The following is a 19,604-nucleotide window of genomic DNA, read 5'->3' as shown; positions in this document are numbered from 1 at the left end:
AATTGTCCCCCACAGTTGCAAAGTGAACGCAACTGTTTAACCCAGCGTGTCATGGAAGAAAGTCCGATATCCATCGCTTTAGCCGCTTCAGCAACGGTGTAATTCTGATCGACAACAAGTTGGGCTGATTCGCGTTTGAACTCTGCACTGAAATTTCTTTTTTAATTGGGGCACCTGTATTGTTCTGAGGCAAGCATATCACCTCTTTTCAGGTGGCCAAATTCAGTAAACCACTACAACCCGACGTCTGTTGAATCGTGAGTTAGGCAAGCTCGAGGCTGAACGAGTACTGAAACGTTGGAAACGCCTTCTGAAACCTTTACGAGGTGATTTGGGGTTGCTGCTTGATCACTATGAGGGCACAGCTAAAACCAATCGTTACGGTAAATGCGTTACCAACGCGGTAGGGCAATCTTTCAACATTACCTGGAAAGATGTGGCAGCGCGTAAACGCTGGAAGTCAGATGTGATGCGCCGGAAGCTGCTGTCGCACATGTTACAGGGGCTGGAAAGTCAGGCTGTATACGATTATGTTGCCAGCCATAAGGGTGTTTGCGCACTGGAGCATGATGGGTTTGTTTCATATGAGGAGGTAACGGACTGGTCACATCCATACCTGTTGATTGAGAAAAAACATTAGGGAAGGTTATGTCATTTACTGTCCGGGGAGTTGGGCTGCTTTGAGCGATTAGCAGATGTTGCCTGTCATGGAAACCGTAAGCCCCTTCCCCATAGAGGAACATGGTCTGGTAAAAGTGTAACGATATTACACACGGTTATTTAGGGGGTCGCTTGGAAAACGGAAATTATCCCACGTTAAGACTGCTTTTTGTACAATTTGGCATCGACTGTGCGTAATGGCTGATATTTCCCGGATCCCAGCTTAAGATTATTACGCCAGACGTAATCTCCACTTAGATTGATATGTTCCCAACCCAGGGGAGAAAGATGAGATACCAGTTGCTCATTAATCGGGATGCCTTTTCGTTTCAATGACTCAATGGCTCTTTCTATAGATGCATGGCTGAAGATTCCAACGTAGAATCAACTCAAACTTGATAAAATCAACAGATTGATTACCCGTAACGGACCTGAACACCTTCACTCGGAGCCTGCCATTCGAGTGCTTTCGTTATTTTATAGGCCTTTCATCCACAGCTAGAGAGACACACCATTATGTCATCACCTACCATGGTTCAGGAATATCCGGAACTCAATACTCTCAACCCCCTACTGAACAGTATTGTTGATAAAACCGTTGATAATGTTGCACGAAAACTGATTGGCGGTTTTCGTAATAAACGAAATTCTCAACCGAATGCCAAGGCCCCCAACTTCAGTACAACGGTGGATGATACGCTTAACGCCACGTCGTCTGCGAGTGTGCTTGCCGTAGCGAATCGGGGTGTTCAGTGGAAGGAAATGATAAGCAAAAGTTTCACTCATGGCATTTCATCTATTTCCACCATGAAGTTTGATGGCCAGTTCACGATCAAGAATGGTGTGCCGGAAGGCCTGAAAGATGTTCCTAATTCCCCGGGTGTCTATGTGGTTTATGACAGCGCCGGTGAGGTACGGTATATCGGCGATGCTAAGGATTTACAGAAACGGTGGCATGCCGGGCATCTTAATGAAAATAAAAACGCCAAAAAGAATGGCACCGAATACAAAATGGAGGCGGAGTTTGAAGAGGGCTGCACCGTCAAATTTATGGTGATGGATTCAGCAGAGACGGCTGCAGCGGTCGAGGCTAACATTTTAAAAAATGAGAAACCCCCGGTAAATAAGAAAGAAGAGCTGTGCAAAGAACAGGGTACGCGTTCTAATATCGAAGCAAAAAAAATGAAAGATGCGGCAAACGAGGCGGGAGGTCTGGCCTTTGGCGCAGGGAAAGAGGCATTAAAAAATGTCGGGTGGGATGTGTTTGAAACGCTCAGTACCACGATGATTAAAGCATTGAAGGATGAAGTTGTTGACCTGTTTATCACCCAGAAAGCGCAGGTGAAAATCCGTCTGAAACGCTTTTTTGATAAAATATGGCAGGTTATCGTTAACCTGATAAAAGCCCCGTTAAATCTGCTTAGAGGTTTATTCGAGTTCGTGTTGAATGCACTGTCTCAGGCCATCGGCAAAATTTATCAGTTAGCAAAAAATATCTATGATCTGGGCATGGCGGCACTCTCGCTGATGAAGGGTAGCAAAACCATGACCAAGGAAGAAACCATCTATAAAGTCTCTGAGGTCATTATCACCAGCGGGACTCTGGTGTTCTGGGACGCGGTTGAACCGGTGATTGAATCCGGTATGGTGGCTCTTTTTGCTCCACTGGCTCCCTTTGCCCCTTATATTTCTGCCTCCCTGTGCGCGATGGGATTTGGGCTGAGCAGTTACCTTTTGGCCGATATCGTCCCTAAAGCCGTCAGCCTGATACTCTCAACGGAACCTGCCTATACCGCAAAAGGACGGGAGGCTTTCCAGCAGTTGATTACTAACCATGAAAGCAGTGTGGGTATGGTGGCTGAACTGCAAAAATATGCAGGTAGCACGGTGAATCTGATGAGTGAAACCCGGGAGCATACTGCAGAACTGAACAATGATGTCATCAGACTGACTCGTTTCTCTCTTGCCGAAGAGATTCAAAAGCTGGGAGCGCACTAATATGACGGTTGTCACGATTGTTGAGAAGAACAAAGATCCCAGCATCGCCAGTTTCAAAAAAAATCTCCACGAAATAGGCAAAAAGCTGAAAGAGGAACAAGAGAGAAGTAAAGGGATACAAAAAGCGGCAGATGACTTCAATAATCGTGGTTTTTTGGGGCGTTGGGCTGGCAGTCTCACCTCGAGTAATGACACTGACTTAGCGACGATGATTGCAAACCTGGGCGGCAGTCTGAATATCACCCAGGAAGTGATCGAGTGTTTATTACAAATCCAGTCAGAAAAAAATGTCGTGCTGAAAGAGTTTCATCTGGCGTTAATGAATACGATTCGAGACTTGAAACACAACGACACGATGCTGGATCTCAGCAGCCGCGAAAACTCACTGGCTATTCTTGAACATCTGAAATCCCAGGTGGAAGACAAACTGGAACAGGCACAGCGTGTCGAGGAACATGAAGAGGAGATTAACCGGTTACAGTCCTTAAGCTGGCAGCAGGAGGAGATACTTCAACGTTTGCAGGCAAGTCAGGATGAGCACGCAACACAGCTTGCCCTCCTGAAGCAGGTTGTCCCAAAATTCGAGCGACAGCAGCAGGAGCAATGGCAACAGTCAGGGAAGCTGGCTCTGGCCCTTGAAGAGCAGGCGGATCAGTACCAGCAACAGTTGGCCTTACTGATGGACAAGCTGACCTTGCAGGAAAACGTCGCAACAGGCATGGCAGCGCGGGTCAGCGAATTAGAGAAGACGTCTCGATTAAAACGTGCAGGACTGCGCGATTACTTGCTGTTTGCGACTAGCGCTCTTGCCGCCGGACTGGTCGTTATCGAAGTGATGCGTTTTAACGGCGTTATTTAACGGCGAGGTTTACACATCTATCTCCGCTGGGATGGGAACACATCAACCTGAGTGGAGATTGCGTCTGGCGAACAAACCTCAAGTTGGGACAGGGAAAATACCGTTCGTTATGCTCAGTAGATAGCAGTCTGTACAAAAAATAGGCTTAACGTATGATGTTTTCCGTTTTCCAAGTGGACCCCATTTAGAACCATTTAAGCAGCGGTAAACAGCGGTCATTCGGTCTGAGTGTCTCAAAGTTTTTTGCAACATATGGACATTGCTAATGAGCCAGTTATTAGACATTCCTATCGAGCCTTAATAATCTATGTAACAGCAAAGTTGTAATGTCCGTTCTGGGCTAGGTTTAAGACGTCCGTCACGAGATTTACCATCAAGGGATTCTGATAACGGCTCATGCAGCGGAGTTTTTTACTTTAGATGACGTCAACCGACTTAAAATCATTCAGGGTGTTGTAGACCGGCACCTGACAACGCAGATGGCCGCGTAGCGCCAGGGTGCCTCCTATCAGCTAAATCAAGCCAGGGCATGTGAAAATTTCGGTTGCTTGATAATGAGGTTAATCAACATCCGTTATTCATGCTTTATACATAATATAGGTTGAATTGTAGGTTGTTTTAAATAATCACAAATTTAATATATTAATCAACGGTGAAACACAAACGCATCAGCGTTTACGAAACATCAGTGCTGTTTACCCATTCATCAAGTTTATTAGCCCACTCCTGCATCATCACCTTACGTTCATCAAGATAGGTCGCATGGTTATATGTGCGGCGGACATTGTTAGTATCAGCATGTGCAAGTTGAGCTTCAATAGCATCTGGTCGATAGCCCATCTCGTTTAAACGTGTACTGCCTGTAGTTCTGGTAGCATGTGGGCTATAAGTACCACTCCAGCCGAGGCTTTTAAGTAGCTGACGCAGTGAGTGCGATGTCATTGGCCCTAGCGGATTATCTCTGCCTGGAAATAGATACTGACGATGCCCGGTTAATCCCTGCAGCGTTTTGAGCATTTTGACTGCTTGGGAGGGAAGGGGAATAACATGTTCCTTACGAGCTTTCATACGCGTTGCCGGAATGATCCATAATGCGTTATCAAGATCGAATTCGGCCCATGCTGCTTCGGTGGCTTCGGCTGGACGCGCTAGCGTCCACCACATTAACCACATGCAATAATTAACTTGGTATGAGCCGCGACTGTTGTCAAAACAGCTCAATAACTTCCCGATTTGCTGCGGAGACAATGCCTGTTTGTGCTGCGTTTTATTTGCCGGAATCGCCTTACGCACTGGCCAGACAGGATCGCTATCTGCTCTGAGCGTCGCTACTGCTAGCTCAAAAACGGATGAAATGGTGCGGCGGGCTTCAGCGGCAACGGTCGGAGCGCCGCGCTTAGACGTTTCCTGAAGAATTTTCAGAATGTGATGTGGAGTGATTTCTCTGACTGGGAGCTTACCGATTGCAGGGAAAACCACACGTTTAAGCATATCTAGTCGCCGCGTTTTGGTGATTTCGGCCCAGTCTTTCATCTGCAACCACTCTTTAGCGACTAGCTCAAAGGTGTTGGATGCGTCATTGAACTTGCGGATCTTATCTAGCTGTCGAACCTGAGTAGGGCTAACTCCATTTGCGACTTGTTTACGCGCTTGCTCGCATTTCTCGCGAGCTTCGGCAAGTTTAACCGCCGGGTACTCACCCAGCGCAAACATGCTGGATTTACCGTTAAGTTTAAACCGATAGCGCCACGCCTTTTTGCCATTAGGTTTAACTTCAAGGTATAAGCCATTGAAATCGTTGAGACGATAGAGCTTTTCTTTCGCTTTTGCTGTGCGGCATTGAGTATCAGTGAGCATAACGATTCCTTGTATATTTATTATACCGTTGTTGTACTCACTAAAAATAAAGATGAAAGTTTGATGTACTCACCTACGTACTCATTTTTGACTGCGCTTCTACGAAATCATTTGAGACGCTATGAAATGAAAAATCCACACAACTGCGTGGATTTAATCAGTTTTGGCGAAACTCATGAGATTCAATGAAACCTCATGAGACAACACGTTTTATTTAGACGTTGAACAGGAAGTTCATTACGTCGCCATCTTTAACGATGTAGTCTTTGCCTTCTGAACGCATTTTGCCGGCTTCTTTCGCGCCTTGTTCACCTTTGTAGGTGATGAAGTCTTCGAACGCGATGGTTTGTGCGCGGATGAAGCCTTTCTCGAAGTCGGTGTGGATTTTACCTGCGGCTTGCGGGGCGGTTGCGCCGACAGGGATGGTCCATGCGCGAACTTCTTTTACGCCCGCGGTGAAGTAAGTTTGCAGGTTCAGCAGTTCGTAACCGGCGCGGATCACGCGGTTCAGACCCGGCTCTTCGATGCCCAGTTCAGCCATGAATTCTTCACGGTCAGCGTCGTCGAGTTCTGCAATGTCAGACTCCACGGCGGCACATACTGCTACCACCACTGAACCTTCGGCGTCTGCGATTTTACGCACGATGTCGAGGTAAGGGTTGTTCTCGAAACCGTCTTCGTTGACGTTCGCGATGTACATGGTAGGTTTCAGCGTCAGGAAGCTCAGGTAGCGGATGGCCGCTTTGTCTTCTTCGGACAGATCCAGCGCACGCAGCATGCCCGCGTTTTCCAGCTGTGGCAGACATTTTTCCAGTGCGGCCAGTTCTGCTTTCGCATCTTTGTCGCCGCCTTTGGCGCGTTTCTGCACACGGTGAATTGCACGTTCGCAGGTATCGAGGTCAGACAACGCCAGTTCGGTGTTGATAACGTCGATGTCATCAGCCGGATCCACTTTGTTGTTAACGTGAATGATGTTGTCATTTTCAAAGCAACGTACCACGTGGCCGATAGCTTCGGTTTCGCGGATGTTGGTCAGGAACTGGTTGCCCAGGCCTTCACCTTTAGACGCGCCTTTCACCAGGCCCGCGATGTCCACGAATTCCATGGTCGTTGGCAGGATGCGCTGCGGTTTTACAATCTCGGCCAGCTGGTCGAGACGCGGATCGGGCATTGGTACCACACCGGTATTCGGTTCGATGGTGCAGAACGGGAAGTTTGCTGCTTCGATACCCGCTTTGGTCAGCGCATTGAACAGAGTTGATTTACCGACGTTCGGCAGGCCGACGATACCGCATTTGAATCCCATGTTTTTCTCACCTTAATATCTTAATAATCAAACGATTAAGTATAATCGCACGATGTAATGACCACAATTCCCCGCATTATACACGAGAACCACATTTATCTCGATCCGCTTGTGACCGGCCCGCCGCGGTGCAGCGGATTAAACCTTGCCTCGGTTCCGTCATTTTTAGATACTTGTCACAATTTTTTAACTGAACTGGAAATGTACCGGATGTTTTATGTTTAGCCCGCGTGGTCTGAAGTTATCGCAAGTGAAGAATGAAACGCTGGCCGGATTTGTGGTGGCCGTGTCGATGATCCCGGAAGCGGTGGGTTTTTCGCTGGTGGCCGGATTGTCTCCCATTGTCGGTTTGCACACGGCGTTTATTATCGGGCTGGTGACTGCGCTGTTCGGCGGCAAGCCGGGCATGGTGTCGGGCGCGGCGGGTTCCATCGTGGTCGTGCTGATGAGTCTGGCGGCGCAGCACGGCATGGGATATGTGCTGTGGGCGACGATTTTTGCCGGTGTGATACAAATTCTGATTGGCGTGTTTCGCCTCGGGAAGTTTATCCGCCTGGTGCCGCTGCCTGCGGTACACGGCTTTGTAAACGGTCTGGCGATTGTCATTATGCTGGCGCAGTTGCACATGATTGCCGGGCAGGGGCCGCTGATGTACGGGCTGGTGCTGCTGGCAATTGCCGTCGTCGTGCTGTTCCCGAAACTGACCAAAATTATCCCGTCTTCGCTGGCGGCGCTGATTGTTGTCTCCGCCGTAGCGATTGGTTTTAACCTGCATACGCTGCGCGTCGGGGATCTGGCGGATATCTCCGGTGCCTTGCCGCACTTCAGCCTGCCGGTGGTGCCGTTCAGCGTGGAGATGCTGAAAGTTGTTCTGCCTTACGCTGTCGTTATCGCCCTGGTCGGGCTGATTGAATCGCTGCTGACCATGACGGTGCTCGATGAAATGGGCAATCAGAAAGGCAACGGCAACCGTGAAAGCATCGCGCAGGGCGCGGGCAATACGATCTGCGGGCTGTTCGGTTGTTTCGCCGGTTGCGCGATGATCGGGCAATCGATCATCAATTTCACCTCCGGCGGTCGCGGGCGGATTTCCGGTACGGTCGGCGCTATTTTGCTGATCCTGTTTGTGGTCAGCCTTTCCGGTTACATCGGTCTGCTGCCGGTGGCGGCGCTGGCGGGCATTATGCTGGTGGTCTGCTACAACACCTTTGAGTGGAGTTCGCTGCGTCGTCTGCGTCGTATGCCAAAAGCCGATGTACTGGTGATGCTGATTGTTACCGTCATCACCATTTTTACCGATCTGGCCGTGGCGGTGATCAGCGGCGTGATTATTTCGGCGCTGGTCTTTGCCTGGCAACAGGCGCGTATCCGTATCCGTGAGCACAAAACCAAAGGCGATCTGGCAGTGTATAAGCTGGACGGGCCGCTGTTCTTCGGCTCTGCCGCGACCTTTGCCGAACTGTTCAACCCTGAAAATGATCCGCAAAACGTGGTGCTGGATTTTGCCGGTACGCGGGTGATGGATTCGAGCGGCGTGGAGGCGATCGATAAGCTGACCGCGCGTTATCTCGACGCCGGTAAAACCATTCGTCTGCGCCATCTGAGCAATGACTGTGTCAGTCTGCTGAAGAAAGCGGGGCCGTTCTGTTCTCATGAACTCGACGATCCGCAGTATTACGTCGCAGAAGACAGTCTCTGAAATCCCGAAGGTGCCGCTTAATCACGGCACCTTTTTTCATCATGCGTCCCGCCGCTGCGCCTTTAAGATAAACGCTTACAATTCGTGCCAAAAAAGCCACCAAATTCATATCGCTGAAAATTCTGTAATGTTATACCGTTACGCCCGGTTCATTCCGCACACAGGGCTCACCGCCCGCGCTGCGGATGATTATTTCCTCTGCCGGAGCGGACATGAGCATAAACACAACATCTCCTGCTGATGATGCCAGCAAACCGCTGCGCTTTCAGGCCGCCGCCTCCCATACGCGCTGGCTGAACGGGCTGATCACCGGCGTGATGGTGATCAGCAGCGTGATGTACCTGATATTGCTGATGCTGTATATGGTTGCGCCGGCGTCGGTGTGGCCGTGGGTGACCGGCAATATGATGGCGGCGATGTGGGTATGCGCCGCCTCCCTGCAATGCGCGCGGCGCATCTCCCGCTGGCGTGCGCAACAGTTTGCGCCGGGGGTGGAAGACATCACGCCGCCAACGCCCGCCGGATTTTCTCACCGTCTGATTTCCCGCCCGTGGATGCGCCCGGTTATGCGTTATATCGACGCGCACGTCTTCTTTCAGGCATTCCCCGCGGCAGCCGCCTTGCTGCTTATCGCGCTGCTATGGCAACTGCCGCTGCCGGTCAGTGACACCGGTGACGCGGGCTATTTCGCCGGTTCGGTGTTGCTACTCTGCGCTTTTGCGGTGCTGGTGCTGGAACGCCACTGGACGTTAAAAAATCCGCTGGAATGGCCGGAGGCGGCAAAACTGGCGCTGATGATGCGCATGATGATTGCCGTCTTTTTACTGAGTGCGCTGGCCCTGATGTTCGCCCGTGGTCCGTCGGTATGGCCGGCACAGCTGCTGCGGCTTACCGGGCTGTTACCGGCGCTGGTGGCGCTCGAGCTTTTGCTGCGTGCGCTGATGGCGATGTTTTCGCCGCCGCGTGAGGACAAAGAACCGGCGTTTATTGCGGGCAGCCTGCTGGCCGCGCAAATATGCTGGCCACCGCGTACGTTACAGTTTGTGCAAAACGAACTGCATCAGCATTTTGGTATCGATTTGCGCCAGATCTGGGCATTCCATTTTATCCGCCGCGCGCTGTTGCCGCTGGCCGCGTTCCTGATCCTGACCGGCTGGCTGCTGACCGGCATCAGCGAAGTGCCGCTGACCCAGCGCGGCATTTATGAATCTTTCGGTAAACCGGTGGCGGTCAGACAACCCGGTTTACACCTCGGACTGCCGTGGCCGTTTGGCCGCACGCAGTTTGTCGATAACGGCGAAGTACATGAACTGACCACCGGTTCTGAAGAGCCGTTAACCGCGGTGCCTGCGCAAGTGGCTGACACCGCCGAAGGCCCGGCGCCGGAAAGCGCTAACCGGTTATGGGATTCCGGCCACAGCAGCGACAAATCGCAAATCATCGCCAGCGCCGCCAGCGACCGGCAAAGTTTTCAAATCATGGATATGGATGTGCGCTTCGTTTACCGCGTGGCGATGAACGACGACGCGGCGATGGCGAGCCTGTACCACACCGAAAACATGCCGGTGCTGATCCGCAGTATCGCCAATCAGGTGCTGGTGCATGATTTCTCCTCGCGCACGCTCGACAGTTTGCTGGGCAGCGAGCAGACCCGACTTGCCGCTGATATCGGCCAGAAAGTGCAACGCCAGCTGGACCAGTTTCACAGCGGCGTGGAACTGCTGGCAACGGTGATTGAATCGATCCATCCGCCTGCGGGCGCGGCGGACGCGTATCACAGCGTGCAGGCAGCACAAATCCTGGCGCAAAGCGCGATTGCCGGTGAGAAAGGACAGGCCGCGCAGCAGCTTAATGCCGCGCAGCAATTTGCCCGTCTGGCGCTCGATGCCGCCAGCGCACAAAGCCACGAAAATATTGTCCGGGCGCAGGTCATGGCGCTGCGCACGAACGCCGATAATCAGGCGTATCAGGCTGGCGGACAATCCTTCCTCACCGAGCGTTATTTCAGCCAGCTGACGCTGGCGATGAAGCCACATCCGAAGGTGTTGATTATCGATCACCGTATCGGTGACGGGACGCCGCCGGTGCTGGATCTGAGAAATTTTACCCTGCCATTTACGCCCGGAGCGGATAAAGCGGCACATCCTGTTAAAGCGGAGACTACCCGGTGAGTGATTCCCAACACCCTGACGGCCACGATCACGACGCACATGGCGGGCATCACCACGCTGCCGGACATCATCACCATCACCATCATCATCATGGCGGACCGGCCGCGCCCAAACTCTGGCGGCGGGCGGCGGTGGCCGTCGTGCTGGTGGCGCTGATTGTCGCCACGGCCTGTCTGGTGCAGGTGCGTTCCGGTGAAGCGATGGTCATCACGAGATTTGGTGACCCGGTGCGTGTGCTGTTGCAGCCGGGGCTGGCGTGGCATCTTCCGGTGCCGCTGGAAACCGCCATCCCGGTGGATTTACGGATCCGCACCACGTCGAGCGGTTTGCAGGATGTCGGCACGCGCGACGGCCTGCGCATCATCGTGCAGGCGTATACCGTCTGGCAGGTGAAAAACGATCCTCAGCATGTGCAGCGGTTTATCCGTGCGGTTCAAAATCAGCCGGATATGGCGGCTGCGCAGATACGAACCTTCATCGGGTCGGCGCTGGAAACCACCACCAGCGGGTTTGCGCTGGCCGATCTGGTGAACACCGACGCCAGCAAAATCCTCCTCTCCGGTTTTGAACAGCATCTGCATGACCAGATTGCCCGCCAGTTGCTCGACAGCTACGGCATCGAACTGGTGCAGGTGGGCATTGAACGCCTGACGCTGCCGTCAGTGACGTTAGATGCCACCGTGGATCGCATGCGGGCAGAGCGTGAAACCATCGCCACCGAACGTTCAGCCGAAGGTAAACGTCAGGCGGCAGAAATTCGTTCTTCCGCCGAGCGCGAAGCCCGCGTGATGAAGGCCGATGCGTCCGTGAAAGCCGCCAATATCGACGCGCAGGCGCAGGTGCAAAGTGCGGCGATCTACGCCAGCGCCCGTGCCGGTAACCCCGAACTTTACGATCTGCTGCGCTCGCTCGACACGCTCAGCAGCGTGATCACGCCGGGCACCCAGATGGTGCTGCGCACCGATGCCGCGCCGTTCAAGCAACTGGTGGAAGGTCCGCCGGTTTTACCCGCCGCCACTCACGGGCCGCAGCCATGAATCCGTTAGCCCGTTTTCAGGGGAATGCCTGGTTTCAGGCGGGGCGCTTGGCGTATCTGGCGCTGTTTGCCATGACCCTGATTGCCGCCGCTGACTGGCTGTTCTCCAATGTCCGGCAGATTGAGCCGGATAAACGCGCGGTGGTGATGCGTTTTGGTGCGGTTTCGCGCACGGCGGGCGCCGGGCTTTTACTGGCATGGCCGGAGCCGCTGGAGCAGGTGGATATTCTGCCCGCCGCTGACCGGGTGATTGAACATCACGTCACCGCCTTGCTGCGCTCAGACATTATCCCCGCCTGGAACAATACCGGCAGCGAGAAAAGTGACGCGGTCGCCGGTGCGGGGTATTTACTGACCGGCGATGCCGGTGTGGTTCAGCTGGATGTGCAGGTGTATTACGTCATCACCGATCCGGTGGCGTATGTGTTGCAGGGCGCGCACGTGCTGCCTGCGCTGGACAGATTAACCGAACACGCGGCGGTGGCGATTTGCGCCTCACGGGATCTGGATACCATTCTGGTCGCCAGGCCGGAAATGGCCGGAAACGGCAGCCAGATTGCGCAAAGCCGTGAGCGGTTGCGCGGGGATTTACGTCAGGGGATCAATCAGCAGCTCGCCGCCCTGAGAGCGGCAGGCAGCGATCCGGGTATCGAAGTTCGCCGCGTTGACGTGCAGTCATCGCTGCCCCCTTCAGCGGTGGATGCGTTTAATGCAGTGCTGACGGCCAGCCAGCAGGCGGAACAGAACATCGCCAGCGCCAGCAATGAGGCTGCCCGCGTGCATCAGGACGCCGTGCAGTCTGCGGACCGTGCCTTACAGGTTTCCCATGCCAGAGCCAGCGAACAGATTGCCCGGGCTTCCACCGACACCGCGACCATTGTGCAACTGGCGAACGATCATTCGCCCGAACTGCTGTGGCGTTTATGGCGTGAACGGATGCCGCCAATCCTCGCGCAGGCTGGCAGCGTGACTGCCGTTAATCCTCACGACGACGCGCATCTGATCCTGCCGGGGCCAGACCGTTCATCCTCTCAACCCTGAGGTATTTACCCTGTGACTTCGATCTCTTCTGAAGAACCGTCAGCGAAAAGCGTGCTGCTCACGCGCCATGAGCAGCGGAACATGGCGGTGCAGCTGCTTCTGGCGATGACCGCATTCGGCCTGTTGCTATGCGGCTGGATCTGGCAGTGGGTGTTTCCACAGCAGCGCGACGTCGGGCAGATTCTGTTTGGCGTGGCGTCCCTGCTGGTGGCGGTGCCGGTATTACGCTCGGCAATGTACAGTCTGCGCAGCCCGAGTCTGCATGGCGTGACCGATCAGCTGATCGCGCTGGCGATGCTGGGTGCCTGGGCGACCGGCGACCTGATGACCGCCGCCTTGCTGCCGGGCATCATGATTTTTGGTCACATTCTGGAAGAGCGCAGTGTGATCGGTTCGCAGGAATCCATTGATGCACTGAGCCGTCTGACCCGCAGCCGTGCGCGACGCATTCTGCCGGGTGGCGGGATTGAAGAAATCGATAATCATCAGCTGCAAACCGGCGATTGCGTGGAAGTGCGTGCAGGCGACCGTTTGCCCGCAGATGGCCGCGTGTTGTCCGGCAGCGCCAGTCTGGATACCGCGCCAATCACCGGTGAATCTGTGCCGCAGGAAGCCCGCGCAGGGGACGACGTGTTTGGCGGTGCTATTAATCTGGACGGATTGTTGTCTGTCGAAGTCACGCGAACCGGCGCGGATGCCACGCTGGGCAAAGTGATTGCGCTGATGCAAAAAGCCGAACATGCCAAACCGCCGATCACCCGTCTGCTCGAACGTTATGCCGGGCAATATCTGGTGCTGATTTTGCTGATCGCGGCGGCGACCTGGTTTATTACGCGTGATGCCCACGCCATGCTGGCTGTGCTGGTGGCGGCCTGTCCGTGTGCGCTGGTGCTTTCCGCACCCGCGACGGCCATCGCCGGTATTGCTGTCGCCGCGCGCCACGGGATTTTGATCCGAAGCTCTGCATTCCTTGAAGAGCTGGCCGATCTCAACGCCATTGTGGTCGATAAAACCGGCACGCTGACCCACGGTGAACTGCATCTGCAACGCACGGTGCTGGAGGAAAACGAATCCCCGGCAGCGGTGCTTGGCCTGGCGGCCAGTCTCGGCGCGGCGAGCAGCCATCCGGTCAGCCGCGCGCTGGCGAAGTTACTGCCGCGTGAGCAATATTTGCCGCTGGAAGAGGTGTCAGAACAACAGGGCATGGGCGTGCGGGCGCACACCGCGCAGGGCGAGGCTTTGCTGGGACGTCCGGCATTTTTCAGCCACAACAATATCGCGGTCAGTGATGTGCCTGAACATGACGGGCCGCTGGTCGGGCTTTCGCTGAACGGGCATTTTCTCGGCTGGCTGTTGCTGGCGGATTCGTTACGCCCTGAAGCGCAGACCGCGCTGGCCGAACTGCGTCAGCTCGGGCTGCAACGCCAGCTTTTACTGACCGGCGACCGCGCCAGCGTGGCACATCGCATTGCCGGTGAACTGGGCATCAGCGACGTGGTCGCTCAGGCTTTACCGGAAGATAAACTGCATCAGGTGTCTGCGGAAATTGCGCAGGGCTATCGCCCGATGGTGGTCGGTGACGGCATTAACGATTCGCTGGCGCTGAAGGCGGGTGTGGTCGGGGTTGCAATGGGCGCGGGCGGCAGTGATATCGCGCTGGCTTCCGCCGATGTGGTACTGATCGGCAGCGATTTGCGCCGTCTCGGCACCTGTGTGCGCCTCAGCCGGGCGTGCCGCAGAACGTTGAAAATCAATGTGTTCATCGGGCTGGGCTGGACGCTGGTGGTGATGGCGGCGGCTGCGATGGGGTTGCTCGGCGTGGCGGGCGTGTTAATTGCCGCACTGCTGCACAATCTCAGTACCTTGCTGGTACTGGGCAACGCCGGGCGGTTACTGCGTTTCGACGAGCCGCTCTGAACATTATTGCGTCAGAATAAAGAAAATTGCGTCAGAATAAAGAAAATTGCGTCAGAATAAAGAAAGGTGCCGCTGAAAAACGGCACCTTTTTTTACGTTTTTGGATTTATCACACCAGCACAAACATGCCGTACGGATGGATTTGCAGGAAGAAATTGTCACCTGCGGTCGGTTGCAGTTGTGTGGCGTTGACCTGCAACAGCAACGACTGGCCATGCCATTCCACCGTCACTTCATACTGCGGCCCCATATAGGCCACGTGGGTGATCACGCAGCGCTGGCTGTCGTCGCCCTGTAAACCCAACGTGATCGCCTCAGGGCGGACGCCCACCGTACATTGCTGCATGCCCGGTGCGAACGCGGCGGGTTTCGGGATGTGATAGCCGAAAATCTCCACGGTATCGCGGTGCAAATCCGCCGGGAAGACGTTGGCGTCGCCCATAAAACTGGCCATAAAGCGTGACGCGGGCTGGCGGTAAAGCTCCTGCGGCGCGCCAATCTGCATGATTTTGCCTTTGTTCATCACCAGCACGGTGTCGGAAACCGCAAAGGCTTCGCTCTGATCGTGCGTCACGTACAGCGAGGTAATGTTGAACTGCTGTTGCAGCTCGCGGATTTTCTCGCGCATGCTGCGGCGCAGGTTGGCGTCGAGGTTACTCAGCGGTTCATCGAACAGCAGCACTTTCGGTTTGAGGATCAGCGCACGGGCCAACGCCACGCGCTGCTGCTGACCGCCGGAAATCTGATCGACGTAGCGATCTTCAAAGCCCTCGAGATCAACCAGCGACAGCGCCTCGCGCACCCGGTCGCGGATTTCAGCTTTCGGACGGCCAAGCATTTTCAGCCCGTAACCGATGTTTTCCCCCAGCGACATGTGCGGAAACAGGGCGTAAGACTGAAACACCATGCAGATGTCACGCTGCTGAATGGAACGATCGGTAACGTCTTCGCCGTCGATAAAAATGCGGCCTTCAGAGGGTTTTTCCAGCCCGGCGACCATGCGCAGTACCGTGGTTTTACCGCAGCCGGACGGGCCGAGCAGGGTGACCATTTTCCCTTTCGGGATCGCCAGGTTCAGGCCTTCCAGCACCGTATTGTTGCCAAACCGTTTGGCGACATTTTTCAGCTCAACAAAGCTTTTGGTGGTTTCTGCCGGTGCGGTGTTAACCGGGTATTCAGTGGTCATTGTCATGTCAAAGCGCTCCAGAATTATTGGCCGGTTTTGGCTTTTGAGCGGGAAATTCGCGCTTCGCCAACCAGGTAGTCAAAGATGAAAATGATTGCCAGCATCACGACGATAAGGATTGAGCCGTAGGCAATCGCCACGCCGTATTCGCCGTCTTCCACCCGGTTGAGGATGTAGGCGGTGGCGACGCGGGTGTCCGGCGTGACCAGGAAAACAATGGCGCTGACGGTGGTGATGGCGCGCACGAAGCTGTAAATCAGCGCCGACAAAATGGCTGGGCGCAATAACGGCAGCAGGATGTACATCACCGTACGCATCGATCCGGCGCGCAGGCTGAGCGAGGCTTCATCCAGCGATTTATCCAGCTGACCCAGCCCGGCGATCCCGGCGCGGATACCCACCGGCACGTTACGCATCACCATGGAAATGATCACGATGGCCGCCGTACCGGTCAGATACACCGGCGCGCTGTTAAACGCCAGAATGTAGGAGATCCCCGCGACCGTGCCCGGCACCGCAAAGCACAGCATGGTGCTGAACTCGATGGTTTTTTTGCCACGGAACTGCTGGCGTACCACGATGTAGGCGATGAGCAAACCAAACAGCGCGGTGATCGGCGCGGCAATTCCGGCGTAGAGCAGGGTGTCGAGCAGCGAAGGCCATGCGCCGTCGGAGAAGCCCTGTCCGAACAGTTTGGTGAAGTTGTCGAAGGTCAGGGTGTAATCCACGCCCCAGTTGACGGTAAAACTGCCGTAGAAAATGCTGCCGTAAAGCAGGGCGTTGAAGGCTATCCACACCGCCAGCAGCGCGGTCACGCCCCAGACCAATGTGACCGGCAATGGCTGAACGTCGCCGCGTGAGGTTTTGCCGGAAATGGTGACGTACGATCGTTTGCCGATCCACATATATTGCACGCAGAACACCAGCAGCGAGAACACCAGTAAGATCACGCCCAGCGTACTGGCGGCCTGATAATCCAGCTGTGCGCCGGTGATGTAGAAGTAGATTTGCGTGGCGAGCACGTCGAAATTGCCGCCGAGCACCAGCGGGTTACTGAAGTCCGCCAGCGACTGGACGATGACAATCAGAAAGGCGTTCGCCAGCGCCGGTTTCAGCAGCGGCAGAAACACGCGGTGAAAGGTCTGCCAGCGGCTGGCGCGCAGCGTATACGACGCTTCTTCCAGCGACGGATGAATGGTTTTGATGGCCCCGTCGAGGATCATAAACGCCATCGGCGTGAACGCCAGCACCTGTGCCAGCCAGATGCCGGTGAAACCGTAAAGCCAGTTGGTGTTGGTCAGCCCGAACCAGTCAACCATCAGTTCGGTGACATAGCCTGAGCGGCCCATCATCAGGGTGACGCCCAGCCCGACGATAAACGGCGGGGTGACAATCGGCAAAATCGAGAAAATACGCCCGATAATCGCCGAGCGTTTGGCAATGCGCGTGGTGTAAATCGCCAGCACCAGCCCGAAGAAGGTACAACCGATCCCGACGGCGACAGAGAGCAGGAACGAGTTCCAGATCACCTGCAAAATATGCGACTGACCGAGTACCGCCATAAAGGCCAGCGGCGCGAAATCTCCGGCGTCGTTGGTGAACATCGGGATGAAAATCGCAATGCTCGGATAAATGATGAACACGCCAATCAGCGCGATGATGCAAATCAGCGAGCCGAGGACGAAGCGGTCACCGCCCAGCCACTCAAGGCGTGACAGCGCCAGCGAGCAAATCGCGCCGAGGGCAATAAACATCACTATGCTGCCGTAGCCCAGCCCGCGTCCGATAAGCGTGGCACTGACGATCATAAACAGTGCACAAAACACCGACCAGGCGGCATCAAACTGATGACGGCGGCGGGCTTCCAGCCGTTGTGCATGGCGCGGACGGAACAGTAACGCCATCGGCAGGATCAGCCACAGCAGGCTGAGATTCAGCCCCGACCAGCCGTACGCCGCGAGAATTTCATCCTGCGTGGATTCCAGCAGACCGTAGTCCAGACTCCAGGACGGCAGCAGCACAAAGGCGAGCAGAATAAGCCCCAGCCAGCCGAAAACCGGGTCACGGCGTCGGGTGTCAGGCAGGGTTAATGAATGAGACATAGCGTCTCCTTATTAAGAGAAAAAAGGTGTTGGCGAAAATAATGCTGAGTGCGTTAACTCCCCCTTTGCAGGGGGAGGCGCAAAGCGCGTTCACTCAATAAGTACGCGGGCTTTTATTGAGACTCTTTGCCCATCTTCACTTCGTTGACCCACTTGGTGATGAGCTCTTTACGCATATCGGATGCGCCGTACTTGTCCATGTCGTAATTGATGAGCTTCAGGTCGCTCATTTTCAGCGAGTTCGGGGAGGTTTCTGCGGTGGTGTTGGTCAGGATTTGATAAGACTGGCCTTTTTTCCATGCCAGTTCCTGCGCTTCTTTGGACAATGCCCAGTCAACGAACAGTTTGGCGTTATCCAGGTTACGTGCGCCTTTCAGGATGCTGACGCCGCCGATTTCATAGCCGGAACCTTCGCACGGGGAAATCAGTTTCAGCGGTGCGCCGCTCTCTTTTTCCTGAGCGTAATCGTGCAGGAAGCCAATGCCGATGGCAGTTTCACCGCGTGCGGCGTTACGCGCCGGGGCGATACCGGATTTGGTGTACTGGGAGATATTGCTGTTGAGTTTTTTCAGGTAATCGAACGCCTGATCTTCGCCCCACAGCTGCGCGAAGGTCGCCAGCGCGGTGTAGGCGGTGCCGGAACTTTGCGGATCGGCAATCTGGATTTCGCCTTTGTAAATCGGGTTGGTCAGGTCTTTCCAGCATTTAGGTTCGGGCAGATTTTTCTCTTTCAGGCGGTTGGTATTCACGCCGACGCCCAGAATGCCGATGTACACGGCGGAAGAGTAGTTACCTTTGCGCTTAGCCGGATCCTGGAAGGCAGGCATGATTTGCGCGAGGTTAGGGGATTTGTACGCCTGCAACAGATCCATTTCACCGGCCTGTGACTGCGGATCTAAGGTGCCGCCGTACCAGACGTCAGCCTGCGGGTTCTTTTTCTCGGCTTCCACTTTTGCCAGCGTGCTGCCGGAACCGTTGCGGATGAAGGAGGTTTTGACGTCGTACTTTTCCCCGAAGGCTTTGGTTTCTTCTTCACACATGGCGTTGGTGGCGCTGCAATACACCACCAGACGGCCTTTGGCCTGAGCGGCTCCGGTGAACGCCGTCATGGCGACCGCCGCGGCGAGGAGAGAGTAAGTCAGAGTCGTTTTCATGGTGTTTACCTTTTTCTAGTTATGTTGCAGGACAGAGAACCTTGTCAGTTGTCCGGCGGAGCGGACTGTAATTCGCGTTTGCTGATCCCGGCCATCATCATGGGCATCAGCAGCAGCCCGACGAACGCCGAAGCCATCGTCAGCACGGCAAAAAATCCGGACCAGCCGTAATGTTGCATCACCACCGCCAGCGGCCATCCCGCCAGCGCCGCGCCGAGGTAGGCAAACAGCCCGAGAAATCCGGTCACCGTGCCCGCCGCGTCTTTGTGTGAGTATTCGGTTGCCGCCAGACCAATCAGCATTTGCGGCCCGAACACAAAAAATCCGATGCTGAAGAAACTCAGCGCCAGCAACCCGAAATGATGCACCGGTGCCAGCCACAGGGCGGTGACGGTCAGAAACAGCCCCAGTGAAAACAGTAAAATCATCGGTGCGCGCTGCCCGCGAAACAGCAGGTCAGACCCCCATCCGGCAAACAACGCGCCGAGCAGGCCGCCGAGTTCGAAAAGTGACAGTGTCGCGTTTGCGCTCAGTAAATTGACCCCGTGATTCTCCGCCAGCCAGATATTCCCCCAGTCGTTGAGCGCAATGCGGATGAGGTACACCAGCACATACGAA

At 54.9% G+C, this 19,604-nt stretch carries 14 protein-coding genes and 2 pseudogenes; 8 read left to right on the top strand and 8 right to left on the bottom strand.

All coding sequences use genetic code 11. The features are described 5' to 3' along the window. Positions 1–26: 26 nt before the first annotated feature. Positions 27–161 (bottom strand): annotated as a pseudogene (locus tag ED901_RS06270) (transposase); the annotation flags it as partial. Between the two features lie 89 nt (positions 162–250). Here ED901_RS06270 and ED901_RS25050 point away from each other — a divergent pair. Further along, on the top strand, positions 251–640 hold the full coding sequence (locus tag ED901_RS25050) for a hypothetical protein (RefSeq protein WP_162997805.1): 390 nt from the start codon (positions 251–253) through the stop codon (positions 638–640). 176 nt (positions 641–816) lie between these two features. On the opposite strand, the pseudogene ED901_RS06260 reads toward ED901_RS25050, so the two are convergent. After that, positions 817–1,017: pseudogene (locus ED901_RS06260) on the bottom strand (Tn3 family transposase); the annotation flags it as partial. Between the two features lie 159 nt (positions 1,018–1,176). Here ED901_RS06260 and ED901_RS06255 point away from each other — a divergent pair. Then, positions 1,177–2,658 (top strand): GIY-YIG nuclease family protein, encoded by a 1,482-nt coding sequence (locus tag ED901_RS06255; RefSeq protein ID WP_122095329.1) that lies wholly within the window; start codon positions 1,177–1,179, stop codon positions 2,656–2,658. A gap of 1 nt (position 2,659) precedes the next feature. After that, a complete protein-coding gene (locus tag ED901_RS06250) occupies positions 2,660–3,517 on the top strand; it encodes a hypothetical protein (protein WP_024472165.1) in 858 nt (285 codons plus the stop codon). Positions 3,518–4,192: 675 nt separating this feature from the next. On the opposite strand, the gene ED901_RS06240 is transcribed toward ED901_RS06250, so the two are convergent. Continuing rightward, a complete protein-coding gene (locus tag ED901_RS06240; RefSeq protein ID WP_122095327.1) occupies positions 4,193–5,374 on the bottom strand; it encodes an integrase arm-type DNA-binding domain-containing protein in 1,182 nt (393 codons plus the stop codon). A gap of 214 nt (positions 5,375–5,588) precedes the next feature. Continuing rightward, entirely contained in the window at positions 5,589–6,680 is a 1,092-nt protein-coding gene (ychF, locus tag ED901_RS06235; RefSeq protein WP_056770762.1) for a redox-regulated ATPase YchF, read from the bottom strand. Between the two features lie 217 nt (positions 6,681–6,897). Between ychF and ED901_RS06230 the strand changes: the two genes are divergently transcribed. The 5 genes from ED901_RS06230 to ED901_RS06210 all read left to right on the top strand — a co-directional run bounded on the left by ED901_RS06230 (position 6,898) and on the right by ED901_RS06210 (position 14,544). Then, positions 6,898–8,379: a SulP family inorganic anion transporter gene (locus ED901_RS06230; RefSeq protein WP_122095326.1), complete on the top strand. Its 1,482-nt coding sequence runs from the start codon at positions 6,898–6,900 to the stop codon at positions 8,377–8,379. A 212-nt stretch (positions 8,380–8,591) separates the two neighbouring features. Continuing rightward, the gene (hflK, locus tag ED901_RS06225) at positions 8,592–10,550 is read left to right on the top strand and encodes a protease modulator HflK (RefSeq protein WP_122095325.1); all 1,959 of its coding nucleotides are present in this window, start codon (positions 8,592–8,594) and stop codon (positions 10,548–10,550) included. After that, positions 10,547–11,587 (top strand): protease modulator HflC, encoded by a 1,041-nt coding sequence (hflC, locus tag ED901_RS06220; protein ID WP_122095324.1) that lies wholly within the window; start codon positions 10,547–10,549, stop codon positions 11,585–11,587. Before hflK (ED901_RS06225) ends, hflC begins: the two co-directional genes overlap by 4 nt. Further along, positions 11,584–12,627 carry a protease modulator HflK gene (hflK, locus tag ED901_RS06215; protein ID WP_122095323.1) on the top strand — a complete coding sequence of 348 codons (1,044 nt, stop codon included), beginning with the start codon at positions 11,584–11,586 and terminating at the stop codon, positions 12,625–12,627. Before hflC ends, hflK (ED901_RS06215) begins: the two co-directional genes overlap by 4 nt. 12 nt (positions 12,628–12,639) lie before the next feature. Next, positions 12,640–14,544 (top strand): cation-translocating P-type ATPase, encoded by a 1,905-nt coding sequence (locus ED901_RS06210; RefSeq protein ID WP_122095322.1) that lies wholly within the window; start codon positions 12,640–12,642, stop codon positions 14,542–14,544. Between the two features lie 109 nt (positions 14,545–14,653). Here ED901_RS06210 and fbpC read toward each other — a convergent pair whose 3' ends face one another. The 4 genes from fbpC to ED901_RS25330 all read right to left on the bottom strand — a co-directional run. Continuing rightward, complete coding sequence (fbpC, locus tag ED901_RS06205) at positions 14,654–15,730, bottom strand: ferric ABC transporter ATP-binding protein (protein WP_122095631.1); 1,077 nt, start codon at positions 15,728–15,730, stop codon at positions 14,654–14,656. A gap of 23 nt (positions 15,731–15,753) precedes the next feature. After that, complete coding sequence (locus ED901_RS06200) at positions 15,754–17,832, bottom strand: iron ABC transporter permease (RefSeq protein ID WP_122095321.1); 2,079 nt, start codon at positions 17,830–17,832, stop codon at positions 15,754–15,756. 113 nt (positions 17,833–17,945) lie between these two features. Continuing rightward, on the bottom strand, positions 17,946–18,986 hold the full coding sequence (locus ED901_RS06195; RefSeq protein ID WP_056770744.1) for an ABC transporter substrate-binding protein: 1,041 nt from the start codon (positions 18,984–18,986) through the stop codon (positions 17,946–17,948). Positions 18,987–19,030: 44 nt separating this feature from the next. Then, positions 19,031–19,604: MFS transporter (locus ED901_RS25330; protein WP_240993877.1), on the bottom strand; the 574-nt coding region annotated here is incomplete at its 5' end.

The sequence above is a fragment of the Rahnella sp. Larv3_ips genome (assembly GCF_003697865.1).
GTDB classification, from domain to species: Bacteria; Pseudomonadota; Gammaproteobacteria; order Enterobacterales; family Enterobacteriaceae; genus Rahnella; species Rahnella rivi.
This window is presented reverse-complemented; position numbering and strand designations above follow the sequence as displayed.

Coding starts and splice junctions, on each gene's coding strand:
- ED901_RS06250 (WP_024472165.1), top strand. CDS start 2,660: ATGACGGTTGTCACGATTGTTGAGAAGAACAAAGATCCCAGCATCGCC.
- hflK (WP_122095323.1), top strand. CDS start 11,584: ATGAATCCGTTAGCCCGTTTTCAGGGGAATGCCTGGTTTCAGGCGGGG.
- ychF (WP_056770762.1), bottom strand. CDS start 6,680: ATGGGATTCAAATGCGGTATCGTCGGCCTGCCGAACGTCGGTAAATCA.
- ED901_RS06230 (WP_122095326.1), top strand. CDS start 6,898: ATGTTTAGCCCGCGTGGTCTGAAGTTATCGCAAGTGAAGAATGAAACG.
- ED901_RS06195 (WP_056770744.1), bottom strand. CDS start 18,986: ATGAAAACGACTCTGACTTACTCTCTCCTCGCCGCGGCGGTCGCCATG.
- ED901_RS06240 (WP_122095327.1), bottom strand. CDS start 5,374: ATGCTCACTGATACTCAATGCCGCACAGCAAAAGCGAAAGAAAAGCTC.
- ED901_RS06255 (WP_122095329.1), top strand. CDS start 1,177: ATGTCATCACCTACCATGGTTCAGGAATATCCGGAACTCAATACTCTC.
- fbpC (WP_122095631.1), bottom strand. CDS start 15,730: ATGACCACTGAATACCCGGTTAACACCGCACCGGCAGAAACCACCAAA.
- hflK (WP_122095325.1), top strand. CDS start 8,592: ATGAGCATAAACACAACATCTCCTGCTGATGATGCCAGCAAACCGCTG.
- ED901_RS06200 (WP_122095321.1), bottom strand. CDS start 17,832: ATGTCTCATTCATTAACCCTGCCTGACACCCGACGCCGTGACCCGGTT.